Source organism: Pseudomonas sp. B13(2017) (assembly GCF_002113245.1).
In the GTDB taxonomy this organism is placed as follows: domain Bacteria; phylum Pseudomonadota; class Gammaproteobacteria; order Pseudomonadales; family Pseudomonadaceae; genus Aquipseudomonas; species Aquipseudomonas putida_Z.
The window spans coordinates 354909-368930 of sequence record NZ_NEJX01000001.1; the positions used below are offsets into that span (position 1 = coordinate 354909).

The window sequence follows — 14022 nt, forward strand, 5'->3', positions numbered from 1 at the left end:
GGCACCAAGTTGATCAGACAGCAAACAGCAGGAACTCACGCTCCCAGGAACTGATGACTCGCTTGAAGTTCTCGTGCTCGGCGCGCTTGGTGGCGACGTAGCCGGTGATGAACTTCTTGCCCAGGTACTGCACCAGTGCGCGGCTGTTTTCCATGCGTTCCAGGGCATCTTCGATGGTCAGTGGCAGGCGCAGGTTGCGGCGTTCGTAGCCACGGCCCTGCACCGGCGCGCTGGCGTCGATGCCTTCGACCATGCCGATGTAGCCACACAGCAGGCTGGCGGCGATGGCCAGGTAAGGGTTGGCGTCGGCGCCTGGCAGGCGGTTCTCGACCCGGCGGCTTTGCGGGCCGGCGTCCGGCACGCGCAGGCCGACGGTACGGTTTTCCTCGCCCCATTCCACGTTCACCGGCGCCGAGGTGTCGGGCAGGAAGCGGCGGAACGAGTTGACGTTGGGGGCGAACAGCGGCAATGCCTCGGGGATGAACTTCTGCAGGCCACCGATGTGGTGCAGGAACAGTTCGCTCATGCTGCCGTCGTCGTTGCTGAAGATGTTCTTGCCGGTGGCCACGTCGACCACGCTCTGGTGCAGGTGCATGGCACTGCCTGGCTCGCCGGTCATGGGCTTGGCCATGAAGGTGGCGGCCACATTGTGCTTGAGCGCGGCCTCGCGCATGGTGCGCTTGAACACCAGGATCTGGTCGGCCAGGTGCAGGGCGTTGCCATGACGGAAGTTGATCTCCATCTGCGCCGTGCCGTCTTCATGGATCAGCGTGTCGAGGTCCAGCTGCTGCAGTTCGCACCAGTCGTAGACGTCTTCGAACAGCGGGTCGAATTCGTTGGCGGCTTCGATCGAGAACGACTGGCGGCCGGTTTCCGGGCGGCCCGAACGGCCTACCGGGGGCTGCAGCGGGAAGTCCGGGTCTTCGCTGCGCTTGGTCAGGTAGAACTCCATCTCCGGCGCGACGATCGGCTGCCAGCCCTTGTCGGCGTAGAGCTTGAGGACTTTCTTCAGCACGTTGCGCGGCGACAGTTCGACCGGGTTGCCCTTCTTGTCGTAGGTGTCGTGGATCACCTGGGCGGTCGGCTCGATGGCCCATGGCACCAGGAACACGGCGTTCTCGTCGGGGCGGCAGATCATGTCGATGTCCGCCGGGTCCAGCAGTTCGTAATAGATGTCGTCGTCGACGTAGTCGCCGGTCACGGTCTGCAGCAGCACGCTCTCGGGCAGGCGCATGCCTTTTTCGGCGATGAATTTGTTGGTAGGCGAAATCTTGCCGCGCGTGATGCCGGTCAGGTCACTGATCATGCATTCGACTTCGGTGATCTTGTGCTCTTTCAACCAATCGGTGAGCTGGTCGAGGTTGTTACTCATAAATACCTCAGGAGGTAAGGTGGTCCGCGCACTGATTCTGGATGGAGTACATTGCTAAAGCAAAAACCCCCGCGCAGAGCCACAGTGGATACACTGAAAACAGGTGCGTCCGTAATGAGTTCGAAAGGCAGGAAGACGAAACGAAGGGCGGCAAGCCGCTACGAGGGCAGGTCCGGGAGCGCCAAACGTCAATTATTGCGGCCAGGGCGGCCACGCCATTGACGAAGCTTGCAAAAAAGACGGATGTACCCGATGGCACTGCGCAGGCAGTGCTTTCAGGTCTCGGCAAGCGGACCATGTGACCCTCGTATTATTGTGTTCTGGGTTGAGACCGAGCTTAGCCTTGTTCATTTTTTTACACAACACCTCCGTAAAAAATAAAACACGGTTGGTCGGAGATAGCCCTTTGCGCGGGAAATAGCGGATAATGGTTTGCCCCGAGATGCAGCAAATCTGCCGTCGATGTGCCATTTCAGGGCATCATGGGGTTGGCTTGACATCAGTTTGTCTTTTCGATTGACTGGTCTTGCAAGCCCCCCTTGATTGATATTTTTAACAACAAAGGTGTTGCATCATGTCGGTACCCCCGCGTGCCGTTCAGCTTAACGAAGCGAACGCGTTCCTTAAGGAACATCCTGAGGTTCTCTACGTTGACCTTCTGATTGCAGATATGAATGGTGTGGTGCGTGGCAAGCGCATAGAGCGCACCAGCCTCCACAAGGTTTACGAGAAAGGCATCAACCTGCCTGCCTCCCTCTTCGCCCTGGACATCAACGGTTCCACCGTTGAAAGCACCGGGCTGGGCCTGGACATCGGCGATGCTGACCGCATCTGCTACCCGATCCCCGGCACCCTCTCCAACGAACCCTGGCAGAAGCGCCCGACCGCCCAGCTGCTGATGACCATGCACGAGCTCGAAGGTGAGCCGTTTTTTGCCGACCCGCGTGAAGTGCTGCGCCAGGTGGTCGACAAGTTCACCGAGATGGGCCTGACCATCTGCGCCGCGTTCGAGCTGGAGTTCTACCTGATCGACCAGGAGAACGTGAACGGCCGCCCGCAGCCGCCACGCTCGCCAATTTCGGGCAAGCGCCCGCAGTCGACCCAGGTGTACCTGATCGACGACCTCGACGAATATGCCGACTGCCTGCAGGACATCCTGGAAGGCGCGAAGGAGCAAGGCATCCCGGCCGACGCCATCGTCAAGGAAAGCGCCCCGGCGCAGTTCGAAGTCAACCTGCACCACGTGGCCGACCCGCTCAAGGCCTGCGACTACGCGGTACTGCTCAAGCGGTTGATCAAGAACATCGCCTACGACCATGAAATGGACACCACCTTCATGGCCAAGCCCTACCCGGGCCAGGCAGGCAACGGCCTGCATGTACACATTTCCGTGCTGGACAAAGATGGCAACAACATCTTCACCAGCGAGGATCCCGAGCAGAACGCCGCGCTACGTCACGCTGTCGGCGGTGTGCTCGAGACCCTGCCCGCGTCCATGGCGTTCCTTTGCCCGAACGTCAACTCGTACCGCCGCTTCGGCGCGCAGTTCTATGTGCCGAACGCGCCAAGCTGGGGCCTGGACAATCGCACCGTGGCCCTGCGCGTGCCGACCGGCTCGCCGGACGCCGTGCGCATCGAGCACCGCGTGGCCGGTGCCGACGCCAACCCGTACCTGATGATGGCCGCCGTACTGGCCGGCGTGCACCATGGCCTGACCAACAAGGTCGAGCCGGGTGAGCCGATCGAAGGCAACTCGTACGAGCAGCTGGAGCAGAGCCTGCCGAACAACCTGCGCGATGCCCTGCGCGAGCTGGACGACAGCGAGATCCTGAACAAGTACATCGATCCGAAGTACATCGACATCTTCGTCGCGTGCAAGGAGAGCGAGCTGGAGGAGTTCGAGCACTCGATCTCCGACCTCGAGTACAACTGGTACCTGCATACCGTGTAAACAAAAACGCCGCCCACAAGGGCGGCGTTTTTGTTCGAGATTGGTGTCGCCTGCTTCGCGGGCTTGCCCGCTCCCACAGGGTCATCACAAGGTCTAAAGCCTGCGGTGTACCTGTGGGAGCGGGCGAGCCCGCGAAGAGGCCGGTACAGGCTTACAGAGGCTTCTCGAAGATTTTCGAATTGCGCTGGTAGTTGTACAGCGAAGCCCGCGCCGCTGGCAGCCGCTCGACCCCGCTCGGCGCAAACCCGCGTTCGCGGAACCAGTGCGCAGTACGCGTCGTCAGCACGAACAGGGTGTTCAGCCCCAACTGCCGCGCCCGGCTTTCGATGCGCTCCAGCAGCTCGTCGCCACGCCCGCCATGGCGGTACTCCGGGTTCACCGCCAGGCACGCCAGTTCGCCGGCGTCGGAGTCGGCAATCGGGTACAACGCCGCACAGGCGATGATCATGCCCTCGCGCTCGACCACGCTGAACTGCTCGATCTCCCGCTCCAGCACCTCACGCGAACGGCGCACCAGGATGCCCTGCTCTTCCAGCGGGCTGATCAGTTCCAGCAAACCGCCCACGTCCTCGATGGTCGCCTCGCGCACCACTTCGAACTGCTCCTGCGACACCAGCGTGCCGCCACCGCCACGGGTGAACAGCTCGGTCAGCAAGGCGCCGTCCTCGGCATAGCTCACGATATGGCTGCGCGCCACGCCGCCTTTGCAGGCTTCGGCCGCGGCATCCAGCAATTCGCCCTGGTAGTCGCTGCCCAGGCGCTGCAGATGCGGGGCAACCTGCTGCGGGCGCAGCTCACGCACCAGCTTGCCATCGGCATCCAGCAGGCCCGGCTCGGCACCGAACAGCAGCAGCTTGTCGGCACCCAGTTCGATGGCGGCGCGGGTGGCCACGTCTTCGCAGGCCAGGTTGAAGATTTCACCCGTGGGCGAGTAGCCCAGCGGCGACAACAGCACGATGGAGCGCTCATCGAGCAGGCGGCTGATGCCCTTGCGGTCGACCCGGCGCACTTCGCCGGTGTGGTGGTAGTCCACGCCTTCGAGCACGCCGATCGGCCGTGCCGTGACCAGGTTGCCGGACGCCACGCGCAGGCGCGAGCCCTGCATCGGCGAAGCGGCGATGTCCATCGACAGGCGTGCCTCGATGGCCAGGCGCAAGGCGCCGACAGCATCGATCACGCAATCCAGGGTGGCGGCATCGGTGATGCGCAGGCCACGGTGGTAGTGCGGGGTCAGGCCGCGATCAGCCAGGCGGCTTTCGATCTGCGGGCGCGAGCCATGCACCAGCACCAGGCGCACGCCCAGGCTGTGCAGCAGCACCAGGTCGTGGACGATGTTGCCGAAATTAGGGTGTTCCACCCCATCGCCCGGGAGCATGACCACGAAGGTGCAGTCGCGATGGGCATTGATATACGGGGAGGCATGACGCAGCCAGTTGACGTAGTCGGGCATGACAGGGCCTGTGAATAAGTGGACGGAGAACGGCGATACAGGGGGCGTTCAGGATCATCGTCGGAACAGGCTTGCGGTCACGCGCGGTCTCCTCTAGGCAGGAACGAAACAGTTCGGTTGACGTTTAGTCCAGGCAATAGTGCCGGATCAGGTCACGCAATAGACGCACGGTAGGCTCGATTCGTGACATTTCCAGATATTCGCCGGGCTGGTGGGCACAGGCGATGTCGCCGGGCCCCAGCACGATGGTCTGGCAACCCAGTTGCTGAAGATAAGGCGCTTCGGTGCCGAACGCCACCGCTTCGGCGCGATGGCCGGTCAGGCGCTCCGCCACTTGCACCAGCTCGGCGTCGGCTGCCTGCTCGAATGGCGGCACCTCCGGGAACAGCGGCGCATAGTCAATGCGCACCTCAAAGCGCTCTGCCACCGGCACCAGCTTGGCGCGGATGGCTGCGCGCAGTTGCTCCACGTCCATGCCTGGCAGCGGGCGCAGGTCGAATTCCAGGGCGCACTGGCCGCAGATACGGTTGGGGTTGTCACCGCCGTGGATGCAGCCGAAGTTCATGGTCGGGGTCGGTACGGTGAATTGCGGGTTGCGGTAGGTTTGCTGCCATTGCTGGCGCAGGCCCATCAGCTCGCCCATCACTGCGTGCATGGCCTCCATGGCGCTGCGGCCCAGGCTTGGGTCCGAGGAGTGGCCGCTGCGCCCGAGGATGTCGATGCGGTCCATGAGAATGCCCTTGTGCATGCGGATCGGCCGCAGCCCGGTGGGCTCGCCGATCACTGCCGCACGGCCGAGCGGCTGGCCGGCCTCGGCCAGGGCGCGGGCGCCGGACATGGAGCTTTCTTCGTCACAGGTGGCGAGGATCAGCAGCGGCTGCTTGAAATCGTGCTCCAACAGCGGGATGACCGCCTCGATGACCAGGGCGAAGAAGCCCTTCATGTCACAGCTGCCCAGGCCGACCCAGCGGCCATCGGTTTCGGTCAGCTTCAGCGGGTCGCTGGCCCACAGCTGTTCGTCATAGGGTACGGTATCGCTGTGCCCCGCCAGCACCAGGCCCCCCGGGCCGGTGCCACGGCTGGCCAGCAGGTTGAACTTGCCGGGGCTGACCTGCTGGATGTCGCACTTGAAACCCAGGTCGCCCAGCCAGCCGGCCAGCAGGTCGATGACCTGGCGGTTGGACTGGTCCAGCGCAGGCTGGGTGCAACTGACCGAGGGCGCGGCGATCAGGGCGGCGAACTGGTCTTTCAGCGTCGGCAACGGCATGCGCGTACTCCTCGGAAGCGTTGCCCATCATAGCAATGCCGTCCAACCGTGTGGGCTTCTTCGCGGGCTTGCCCGCTCCCACAGGGACTGCACCGCCCTTGAAAGCGATGCTGTACCTGTGGGAGCGGGCAAGCCCGCGAAGAAGCCAACCACGATCCAACAGACGAGAGCCGACTCCTGTAGACTGCTGGGCAACCACGCCCCCTCCTTCGAGCCTGTGATGCACAAAGAAACCGAACTCAAGCTCCGCGCCAGCCGCGAGACCCTTGCCGCCCTGCGCGAGCACCCTCTGCTGAAAAAGCGCAACAAGTCCGGCTGGCAGACCCGCGAACTGCTCAACCAGTACTTCGACACCCCCGAGCGCGAGCTCTCCGCCGCCCGTGTCGCCCTGCGCCTGCGCCGCGATGGCGAGGCCATCATCCAGACCCTCAAGTGCCGCGGCACCAGCGTGGCCGGCCTGTCCGAGCGCAACGAGCACGAATGGCAGCTGGACAAGGTCAAGCTCGACCTGAAGAAGCTCGACGACAGCTGCTGGCCCGCGCAACTGGCCAACCTGGACAAAAAGACCATCAAGCCGCTGTTCACCACCGACTTCAGCCGTGAATACGCCGAAATCGCCTGGGGCCGTGGCAAGAGCAAGGTGGTGATCGAGGCCGCGCTGGACCAGGGGTTCGTGATCGCCGGCAAGCGCAAGGAAGAAATCTGCGAGCTGGAACTGGAATTGCGTGAAGGCGAGCCGCAGGCACTGCTGGAACTGGCCGCCGAGCTGGCCGCCAGCCTGCCGTTGATGCCATGCGACATCAGCAAGGCCGAGCGTGGTTACCGCCTGCTGGAGCCGGACAGCTACGAGCTGGGCCTGCCGCACACCGAGCTGGAAGCCGAAATGGCCGTGGACGACGCCTACGCCGCACTGGCCTGGCAACTGCTGGGCAGCAGCCAGCGCCTGGCCGAGCAATACCGCCACAACGGCCACTGGCGCCTGCTGCAGGACTGGGTCGAGTGCCTGAGCGAGCTGCGTGCCATTACCGCTAGCCTGGGCCAGGCCGCGCCGCGCGCCACCACCCGCGACCTGCGCAGCAGCCTCGACGCCCTGCTCGAAGACTGGCGCCCGCTGGTGCAGGCCGGCAACGAAGACGAAGATATCCGCCGCGCCGCCCCCGAGCAGTTCGCCGAAGAGCTGGAGGACGTGCGCTGGGGCCAGTTCTCGCTGGAAACCTCGCGCTGGTTGCTGGCCCGTGCCTGGACCGTGGAGCGCAAAGGCCGTGGCGAGCGCCAGGGCAAGGCGCAGCTGGCAAGCTGGCTGGCGCACCTGCTGGGTGAAGAAGGCCGAGCGTTGAAGCTGCCGCTGTACACCCAGCGTCCGGAAGACCTGGCCGAGCAACTGCCGCGTATCGAACAGCTGCTGGCCTGGCTGCACCATGCCCGTCAGGTGCTGGAAGCGCCGCAGATGGACCGCCTGTATGGCGACCTGAAGAAGCTGCATGAGCTGGCTGAACAGCCGATCAGCGATGAAGTGCTGGAAGCGCGTATCGAACAGGCTCGGGCGGTGGACCAGAGCCGCGGCTGGAAGCACCTGCTCAAGGCCTGATACCGAGTCGCCTGCTTCGCGGGCTTGCCCGCTCCCACAGGGAACTGCACAAGGCCTGGGCCTGCACAGCACCTGTGGGAGCGGGCGAGTCGGGGCGCCGAACCGCCGCGAATGGCCTCAACGCGAAAGTGGCAGGCTGGTGGTGGACTTGATCTCCGACAGCGCCACGATCGAGTTCACCTCCTGTATCCCCGGCACGTTCGACAGTTTTTCGAAGAAGAACCGTTCATAAGCCTCGATATCCGGGGTGACGATGCGCAACAGAAAGTCCACCGACCCCATCAGCACATAACACTCCAGCACCTCCGGAAACCCGCGGATTGCGTCGGTGAACTCGGTGAAGTTGGAGCGCCCGTGGGCGTTCAGTTTCACCTCGGCGAATATCTGCGTGTTCAGGCCGACCTTCTTGCGGTCCAGCAAGGTCACCTGCCCGCGAATCACCCCCTCCTCCTTCAACCGCTGGATACGCCGCCAGCACGGCGATTGCGACAGCCCCACGCGTTCGGCGATCTGCGCACTGGACAGCGAAGCGTCCTCCTGCAGCAGTTCGAGGATACGGCGGTCGTAGGCGTCCAGCTCGCTGCGCATCAATAATTCTCCTTAACAGTACTTGATGAATAGAACAATTCGCCAATACAGCGAAATGATCAAATCATAGCGAAAAAATACCGCCGCCAACGTGCAAGAATCTCTCCCACATTTGCGGAGACCAGCATGAACGCACAGCCCCGTACCGACGCCTGGGCCGCCAGCAGCGCCCACAGCACCGTGCACTATCGCCTGCAGGCCGAGGCCGAGCCTGACAGCCTCTGCCGGGTGCTCAACCTGTTTGCCCTGCAGTTCCTGACCCCGCACAGCGTGCAGGTCAGCCAGCAGGATGACTGGCTGGATATCGAGGTCGGCATCGGCGGCCTGAGCTGGCACCGGGCCGAGGTGATTGCGCAAAAACTGCGCAACCTGGTGTGTGTGGGTGAGGTGAGCCTGAGCAACCTGCAGCGGGTGGAGCTGGCGGTGGTCTGAACCATCCGCTTTGGCCCTTTCGCGGGCTCGCCCGCTCCCACAGGAATACCACCGACCTCAGCCCTGTGGTGTACCTGTGGGAGCGGGCGAGCCCGCGAAGAGGCCAGTACAGGCACTGCAAGATTCCGAAACCTTTCACCCTCGGTAACCCTCCCTCGCCCGGCTAGCCTTGATCAGCACTCCCCTATCAGGCACGGACGCCCACCATGCACACACCCGACAACCCGGCACTCGACCTCAAGCACCTGCTCCAGGCCCTGCTCGCCGACCAGCACCTGCACGCCAACGACACCCTCCAGGTACTCGAGCACACCGCCACTCACCCCACCGCCCACCCGCTGGAACAGATCGCCGCTTGCGCCCTGGAAGACCGTCGACACCCTGGCCAGCCCCTGGACCTGGACCGCCTCTGCCAATGGCTGGCCAACAAGGTCGGCCAGCCCTACCTGCGCATCGACCCGCTGCAACTGGACCTGCCCCAGGTCACCGGCCTGATATCCCCGGCCTTCGCCCAGCGCCACGGCATTCTTATCGTCGCCGCCGACGCCTCCAGCGTCACCGTCGCCAGCGCCCAGCCCTACCAGGACGACTGGCTGGCCGACCTCACCCGCAGCCTGGGCCGGCCGATCCGGCGCGTGCTGGCCAGCCCGCAGCAGGTCCGCCAGGCAGGGCAGTCGTTCCACCGCCTGGCCCAATCGGTAAAGGGCGCGCAACACCAGCAGTCAGCCAGCCTGGGTGAACTCGAACAGCTGCTGGAGCTGGGCAAGCGCCAGGCCGAGGCCAGTGCGGACGACGCGCACATCGTGCATATCGTCGACTGGCTGCTGCAGTACGCCATCGAGCAACGCGCCAGCGATATCCACCTGGAACCACGCCGCGAGCAGGGCCAACTGCGCTACCGCATCGACGGCCTGCTGCACAACGTCTATGCCTTCCCCGCCGGGGTGACCCTGGCGCTGGTCAGCCGCCTGAAACACCTGGGGCGCATGGACGTCGCGGAAAAGCGCCGGCCGCAGGATGGCCGGCTGCAAAGCCGCCTGCCTGGCGGCGGCGAGGTGGAACTGCGGCTGTCGACATTGCCGACCCCGTTCGGCGAAAAACTGGTGCTGCGCCTGTTCGACCCGCAACAGCTGCAAGAAGGCTTCGACCGGCTGGGCCTGGATGGGCCACAACTGGACCAGTGGCAAGGCCTGCTGCGCCAGCGCCAGGGCATCATCCTGGTCACTGGCCCCACCGGGTCCGGCAAGACCAGCACGCTGTACGCCAGCCTCAAGCTGCTGGCCACGCCGCAGGTCAACCTGTGCACCATCGAAGACCCGATCGAGCGCCTGGATCCCACCTTCAACCAGTTGCAGGTGCAGCCCGCCCTGGACCTGGGTTTCGCCAACGGTGTGCGGGCCATGCTGCGCCAGGACCCGGACATCATCATGATCGGCGAAATCCGTGACCGCGAGACCGCCCTGGTGGCGGTGCAGGCAGCCCTGACCGGGCACCTGGTGCTGTCGACCCTGCATACCAACGACGCCTGTGGCGCGATCACCCGCCTGCAGGAACTGGGTGTGGCCGACTACCTGATCAAGGCGACGCTGGTGGGGGTCATGGCTCAGCGGCTGGTGCGCACACTGTGCGCGGATTGCCGGGGTGGTGCAGCGCTGCCCGAAGGCCAGCCATGCCGTACCTGTCGTGGCACGGGGTTCCATGGCCGCACAGGGTTGTTCGAGCTGCTGATACCCAGCGACAGCCTGCGCGCCCTGATAGGCCCGGGCAGCGATCTGGCCAGTTTGCGGCGCCAGGCCGTGGCCGATGGCTTGCTCGATCTGCGCCGCTGCGGCGAAGCCAAGGTAGCCTGCGGGCAGACCCGCCAAGAGGAAGTGCTACGGGCCTGTTCCTGAGCAAAAATCCCTTGTATTCAAGGAACTTGCACCCCTGTGGCAGGATCAAATCGCGCATCTTCAACCCTCACCCTTCGAGGTGTTTCAACATGCGTTTCAAAACCGCCATCGCTGCCGCTGCCTTGCTTTCGCTGCCTATCGGCTCGGCCATGGCCGATACCTTCTGGCGTAACGTGATGACTACCGGTGCTACCACGGCATCGAGCTACCTGACTTCCGGGGATCACAAGCTGGTGATGGCGGCGCAGGATGACGCCGGCAGCTTCGTGGCCAGCGAAGGCGCGATCCGCGGGCCGTTCCTTGAAGCGGCGATTCGCCAGGCCCGCGCGGAAAACCCGGGGATGCAGGCTTCTGACATGGAACTGGCCAATGCCATCCTGGCCAAGAATGCGGTAGCCGAGTAACCGCGTCGCCTGCTTCGCGGGCATGCCCGCTCCCACAGGGACCGCACAAGGCTTGAATCTTGTGCAAGTGCTGTGGGAGCGGGCAAGCCCGCGAAGAATCCAGCACCGATCTCAGCGATACGCCTCCACCGGCACACAAGCACAGAACAGATTCCTGTCCCCATACACGTTGTCGACCCGGTTCACCGCTGGCCAGTACTTGTGCTGGCGCACGTGAGCACTGGGCGCCACCGCCTGTTCCAGGCTGTAGGGCCTGTCCCACACCGCCAGCACATCGGCCAGGGTATGCGGCGCATGCTTGAGCGGGTTGTTCTCCGCCGGCCAGTTGCCCTCCTGCACTTCGCCAATTTCCGCCCGAATCGCCAGCAGCGCCTCGACGAAGCGGTCCAGCTCGGCCTTCGACTCACTCTCGGTCGGCTCGACCATCAGCGTGCCCGGCACCGGGAACGACATGGTCGGCGCGTGGAAGCCATAATCCATCAGGCGCTTGGCCACGTCCTCTTCGCTGATGCCGGTCAGCGCCTTCAGCGGCCGCAGGTCGAGGATGCACTCATGCGCCACCCGCTGGTTGCGCCCGCGGTAGAGCACCGGGAAAGCCCCACCCAGCTGGCTGGCCAGGTAATTGGCCGAGAGGATCGCCACCTCGCTGGCATCGGCCAGCTGCGGCCCCATCATGGCTATGTACATCCAGCTGATCGGCAGGATGCTCGCACTGCCCCAGGGCGCGGCACTGACCGCGCTGTTGTTCGGGTCCAGGCCGGGTACCGGCACCACCGGGTGGCTGGCGACGAACGGCTTGAGGTGCGCGCGGATGCCGATCGGGCCCATGCCCGGGCCGCCGCCACCGTGGGGGATGCAGAAGGTCTTGTGCAGGTTCATGTGTGAAACGTCGGCGCCGATATCCGCCGGCCGCGCCAGGCCCACCTGGGCATTGAGGTTGGCGCCATCCATGTACACCTGGCCACCGTGCTGGTGGACCACTTCGCAGATTTCGCGAATCCCCTCTTCATACACGCCGTGGGTCGACGGGTAAGTGATCATCAGGCACGACAACCGATCCCCGGCCGAGTGGGCCTTGGCCTTGAGGTCGGCCAGGTCGACGTTGCCATCGTCGTCGCAATCTACGATCACCACCTCCATGCCGGCCATTTGCGCCGACGCCGGGTTGGTGCCGTGGGCCGACGACGGAATCAGGCACAGCGTGCGTTGCGGCTGGTGGCGGCTGCGGTGGTAGCGGGTAATGGCCATCAGGCCAGCGTACTCGCCCTGGGCACCGGAGTTGGGCTGCATGCAGATGGCATCGAAGCCGGTAATGGCGCACAGCCAGCTTTCCAGTTCGTCGATCATCGCCTTGTAGCCGGTGGCCTGGGCCGCCGGGGCAAACGGGTGCAGCTGGGCAAAGCCAGGCCAGGTGATGGGGATCATCTCGCTGGTGGCGTTGAGCTTCATGGTGCACGAACCCAGCGGGATCATCGACTGGTTCAGCGCCAGGTCCTTGTTCTCGAGCTGCTTGAGGTAGCGCAGCATCTCGGTTTCGCTGTGGTGCAGGTTGAACACCGGGTGGGCGAGGAAGGGCGTGCGCCGCACCAGGCTGGCGGGGATGCCTTCGGGCAGGGCCAGCTGGTCGAGTGCGGCTATATCCAGGCCGTGGTCCACCCCCAGGAAGATGTCGAACAGGCGCAGCACCGTCTGCTCCGAGCAGGTCTCGTCCAGGCTCACGCCCAGATGCCCGCGGCCAAGGATGCGCAAGTTGATCTGCGCGGCTTCGGCGCTTTCGATGATGGCCACCTGGGCACCGCCGACGTCCAGGGTAAGGGTGTCGAAGAAGTGCTGGTTGAGGCGCTTGATGCCCTTGGCCTCGAGGCCGGCGGCCAGGATGAAGGTCAGCCGGTGCACGCGCTGGGCAATGCGCTGCAGGCCTTCCGGGCCGTGGTACACCGCGTAGAAGCCGGCAATGTTGGCTAGCAGCACCTGGGCCGTGCAGATGTTGGAGTTGGCCTTCTCGCGGCGGATATGCTGCTCGCGGGTCTGCAGGGCCATGCGCAACGCGGTGTTGCCACGGGCATCGCGCGACACGCCGATGATGCGCCCCGGCATGGCTCGCTTGTAGTCATCGCGGCAGGCGAAATACGCCGCGTGGGGGCCGCCATAGCCCATCGGTACGCCAAAGCGCTGGGTCGAGCCCAGCACCACATCGGCTCCCAGCTCCCCGGGCGGTGCCAGCACCACCAGGCTGAGCAGGTCGGCGGCCACGCAGGCCAGGGCATGCTGGCTGTGCAAATGGTCGATTTGCGGGCGCAGGTCGCGCACCTCGCCGTGGGTATCCGGGTACTGCAGCAAGGCCCCGAAAACCGCGTGTTTGCCAAGGTTATCCACAGAGTCGACGATCAGCTCGAAGCCGAAGCCCTCGGCACGGGTCTTGAGTACCGACAGGGTTTGCGGGTGACAGTGCTCATCGGCGAAGAAGGCATTGCTCTTGTTGCGCGCCACCCGCTTGGCCAGGGCCATTGCCTCGGCGGCGGCGGTGGCTTCGTCGAGCAGCGAGGCGTTGGCCAGGGCCAGCCCGGTGAGGTCGATGACCATCTGCTGGAAGTTCAGCAACGCCTCCAGCCGGCCTTGGGCAATCTCGGGCTGATAAGGCGTGTAGGCGGTGTACCAGCCCGGGTTTTCCAGCACGTTGCGCAGGATGACCGTGGGGGTGATGGTGCCGTGGTAGCCCATGCCGATCAGGCTGGTCCAGACCTGGTTCTGCCCGGCGTAACCGGCGAGCTTGGCCAGGGCGGCCTGTTCGTCCAGTGCCGGCGGCAGATCGAGGGGGCGATTGAGGCGGATGTCTGGCGGTACGGTCTGCTCGATCAGCTCACTGCGGCTGGCGACACCCAGCGCGTTGAGCATGGCCTGCTGCTCCGTGGCATCCGGGCCCAGGTGGCGACGCAGGAATGGGTTGAGCTCTTGCAGTTGATGCAGGGATGGCGACTGGGACATGACGACGCTCTCTTCCTGGAACAGCTCTCATGGAGACTTACAAGTCTAGGAAGGGATTGCCGATTCTGCGGGGAAAGTTGTTTTGCCAGTACC

General features: G+C 64.5%; 10 protein-coding genes. 5 read left to right on the forward strand and 5 right to left on the reverse strand.

Going from position 1 to position 14022, the window contains the following annotated elements; translation table 11 throughout:
* Positions 1–13 precede the first annotated feature (13 nt).
* Positions 14–1372 (reverse strand): glutamine synthetase family protein, encoded by a 1359-nt coding sequence (locus CAG44_RS01580; RefSeq protein ID WP_013974708.1) that lies wholly within the window; start codon positions 1370–1372, stop codon positions 14–16.
* Positions 1373–1946: 574 nt separating this feature from the next.
* Here CAG44_RS01580 and CAG44_RS01590 point away from each other — a divergent pair.
* Positions 1947–3323 (forward strand): glutamine synthetase family protein, encoded by a 1377-nt coding sequence (locus CAG44_RS01590; protein ID WP_015272222.1) that lies wholly within the window; start codon positions 1947–1949, stop codon positions 3321–3323.
* A gap of 151 nt (positions 3324–3474) precedes the next feature.
* Here the strand turns inward: CAG44_RS01590 and argA are convergent, their stop codons facing one another.
* Together argA and argE are read right to left on the reverse strand one after the other, a co-directional pair.
* Positions 3475–4773 carry an amino-acid N-acetyltransferase gene (gene argA, locus CAG44_RS01595; protein ID WP_013974710.1) on the reverse strand — a complete coding sequence of 433 codons (1299 nt, stop codon included), beginning with the start codon at positions 4771–4773 and terminating at the stop codon, positions 3475–3477.
* 124 nt (positions 4774–4897) lie between these two features.
* A complete protein-coding gene (argE, locus tag CAG44_RS01600; RefSeq protein ID WP_085592402.1) occupies positions 4898–6040 on the reverse strand; it encodes an acetylornithine deacetylase in 1143 nt (380 codons plus the stop codon).
* A gap of 220 nt (positions 6041–6260) precedes the next feature.
* Here argE and CAG44_RS01605 point away from each other — a divergent pair, with 220 nt between their 5' ends.
* A complete protein-coding gene (locus tag CAG44_RS01605; RefSeq protein WP_003259352.1) occupies positions 6261–7628 on the forward strand; it encodes a CYTH domain-containing protein in 1368 nt (455 codons plus the stop codon).
* A 117-nt stretch (positions 7629–7745) separates the two neighbouring features.
* On the opposite strand, the gene CAG44_RS01610 is transcribed toward CAG44_RS01605, so the two are convergent.
* Complete coding sequence (locus CAG44_RS01610) at positions 7746–8216, reverse strand: Lrp/AsnC family transcriptional regulator (protein WP_085691469.1); 471 nt, start codon at positions 8214–8216, stop codon at positions 7746–7748.
* Between the two features lie 126 nt (positions 8217–8342).
* Between CAG44_RS01610 and CAG44_RS01615 the strand changes: the two genes are divergently transcribed.
* From CAG44_RS01615 to CAG44_RS01625, 3 genes are all read left to right on the forward strand, one after another.
* Positions 8343–8648, forward strand: a complete 306-nt coding sequence (locus tag CAG44_RS01615) for a hypothetical protein (RefSeq protein WP_003259353.1) — start codon at positions 8343–8345, stop codon at positions 8646–8648.
* A gap of 206 nt (positions 8649–8854) precedes the next feature.
* Entirely contained in the window at positions 8855–10540 is a 1686-nt protein-coding gene (locus tag CAG44_RS01620) for a GspE/PulE family protein (RefSeq protein WP_085691470.1), read from the forward strand.
* An 89-nt stretch (positions 10541–10629) separates the two neighbouring features.
* A complete protein-coding gene (locus CAG44_RS01625; RefSeq protein ID WP_003259356.1) occupies positions 10630–10944 on the forward strand; it encodes a DUF2388 domain-containing protein in 315 nt (104 codons plus the stop codon).
* Positions 10945–11055: 111 nt separating this feature from the next.
* On the opposite strand, the gene gcvP is transcribed toward CAG44_RS01625, so the two are convergent.
* Positions 11056–13929: an aminomethyl-transferring glycine dehydrogenase gene (gcvP, locus tag CAG44_RS01630; protein ID WP_085691471.1), complete on the reverse strand. Its 2874-nt coding sequence runs from the start codon at positions 13927–13929 to the stop codon at positions 11056–11058.
* Positions 13930–14022: the final 93 nt, after the last annotated feature.